Annotated in this window: 1 protein-coding gene; it reads left to right on the top strand. The window is 71.2% G+C overall.

Features of this window, described 5'->3' with window-relative positions; all coding sequences use genetic code 11:
- The first annotated feature begins 969 nt into the window (after positions 1-969).
- Positions 970-1941, top strand: coding sequence for a hypothetical protein (locus ABT300_RS43465; protein WP_351688555.1), 972 nt, complete (start codon positions 970-972; stop codon positions 1939-1941).
- Positions 1942-2136: the final 195 nt, after the last annotated feature.

The following is a 2136-nucleotide window of genomic DNA, read 5'->3' as shown; positions in this document are numbered from 1 at the left end:
GCGGAGGCGAGCTCCGCACGGGCCAGCTCGGCGCGCTCGGCCCTGGTCGGCGTGTCCTGCGCCAGCTCCTCCACCAGGTTCCGGATCGTCGTGCCGTGCTCGCCGACTCCGTCCCCGAGAGTCCCGCCGCTCCTGCGGATGATCTGCTTCGTCAGGCGGGCGCAGGGCGTAGGGGGTCGGCGGCCTGCTGCACGAACCAGTCTCCTCTGCGTTCAGGGCGCTCTGCGCGCTGTTTTCCGTACGGGCCCAGTCGAAGGCGTGCGCCGAACGGAGCCGGATGCCCGTTCCGATGCGGTGACCTGCTGAACGTCGCAGAGCCGGTTGAGTCAAGTGACATACGCCCACTGCGCCTCCTCGTCCGGGGCCGGAGCGACCCGGCCGTGCCGGTGGAGACCGGGCCGTGGAGGCGTCTCTTCCCGGCGGACTTGCGCCCTCTCCGGGACAGGGACGCCGCCGACGACGAGTGACGACGAACATCATCGCCTCGACCCGACCACCACCGTCTTGACGCGGGTGTCCGCACTGGTCAGTGCCTTGGAGGTGCTTGGCACACGGTGAGCTGGACGGGGTCGGCGTCGTATCCGGCCGCCGCGACGTGCCCTCGCGAGCTCGGGGGGCGATTGTCTCTCAGCGCTGGCGCAGCGTGGCGCCGGCGGCCGGGAGCTCCCAGGCCCGCTCGGTGACCAGCGCGCCGATCGCGGCACCGAGCCCCATCGGGCTCGCGACCGTCATGCCGCACCGTACGGACCGGCTGCGTCTTCTTCGCTCTCTGGCCGCTGCCGTTCTTCCGGGCCGCCTCCCTCGCGGAGCGCAGCGCGACACGGCCACCCGGCAGGGGCCCCGGCATCGAGGGCCGTTGAATTCATCTGTCGCAGCCCTGTGGACTACCGGTCACATCGTCTGATTAGGTGTCACATCCGAGGCCGGCTGCCCCTGAACGGCCAATAATCCGAAGGCCCTTGGGGGGACATGGACATGTGCCGCCCGCCGCCGACGCGGCGTCCGACCGTGTGGACCCGGCTGACCGGCCTGCTGGCCATGGCGGCCGTCTACGCCGCCCTGATCGCGGGCGCCCTGCCCCTGGCGCTGGCGCCGGACCCGCACATACGGGACCTCCGGCTCAAGCTGGTCGGCTGCGCTCTGACATGCGTGCTGCTGTGGGTCCTGGCATCGGTCTGTGCACCGCGTACGGACAGAGTCGTTCTCGACACGGCAGAACAGCGACGACGCCACCCGTCCGCGGGCCTGACCCTCGTCCTCGCCCTGGCCGTTCCGCTGGCGAGCACCGCGGCGCTGGCGCAGGCGGTCGGGCCCGACGGCGAGGAGGGCCGCAGGGTGTCACGGATCTACTCGGCCGGCGGAGGCACGCATCACGTCCCTATCGACAAGGTGCTCAACGCGCCCCGGGAGACCGCGGTCACTGTCGACGGCGTGCCGCAGTACGCCGTCGATGTCACCGTGACCGTCCAGTTCGACGACGGCCCGCGCAGCGTCACCGTCCATGGTGCGACGGTGACCGGATGGCCGGCGACAGGTGGCGCGGTGGCCCTGCTGTACGCCCCCGGTCGCCCCGGGCTCGGCGTGCGTCCCGACCACAGCGACATGTACACCAGTGGCATGAGCGTCCCTATCCTCGGTGGGATCTGGTCGTTGACCCTGTTCGTGGCGGTCTGCCCGTTCTTCTTCTTCGGGACGACCCGGGAGATCGTTCACACGGCGCGCAGATTCCGCATGGACGTCCACGGAGTGGTGGCGGCGCTCCTGACCGCAGGCGTGTGCCTCCTCCTGCCCGGCGCGTTCTTCCACGCACCCACCTGGGCGGGCTGGCTGCTCGCCGTGGCGGCGGCCTCGACACCCTGGTTCGCCGAGCTCTGGGTCCGGAAGCGGCTCCAGGCGCCGTCGACGTCCTCGGACGCCTCCTCTTCACCCGTCGCGGCGTAGCCGACCGAGACTGCCCCGAAGAACCTGCCGAGCGCCGCCGTCGGAAGATCCACACCCACCTGGTCCAGACATCCCGCGGCGAAACCGCTGAGACGGACGCCGACGTGCACGAGATGGAGCCGAAGAAGAAGACGGCCGCCAAGAAGACCCCGAAGAGGGCGCCGGCCAAGGGCGGGGCCGGAGCCAGAGGCGCGG

Origin of the sequence: Streptomyces sp. NPDC001027, from assembly GCF_040299045.1 — a bacterium.
Taxonomy (GTDB): Bacteria; Actinomycetota; Actinomycetes; order Streptomycetales; family Streptomycetaceae; genus Streptomyces.
The sequence above is the reverse complement of the archived record's forward strand: the minus strand, read 5'-3'. Positions and strand labels throughout refer to the sequence as shown.

Bases quoted from the DNA above. Each gene is read 5' to 3' on its own strand.
- ABT300_RS43465 (WP_351688555.1), top strand. From the start codon at position 970: ATGGACATGTGCCGCCCGCCGCCGACGCGGCGTCCGACCGTGTGGACC.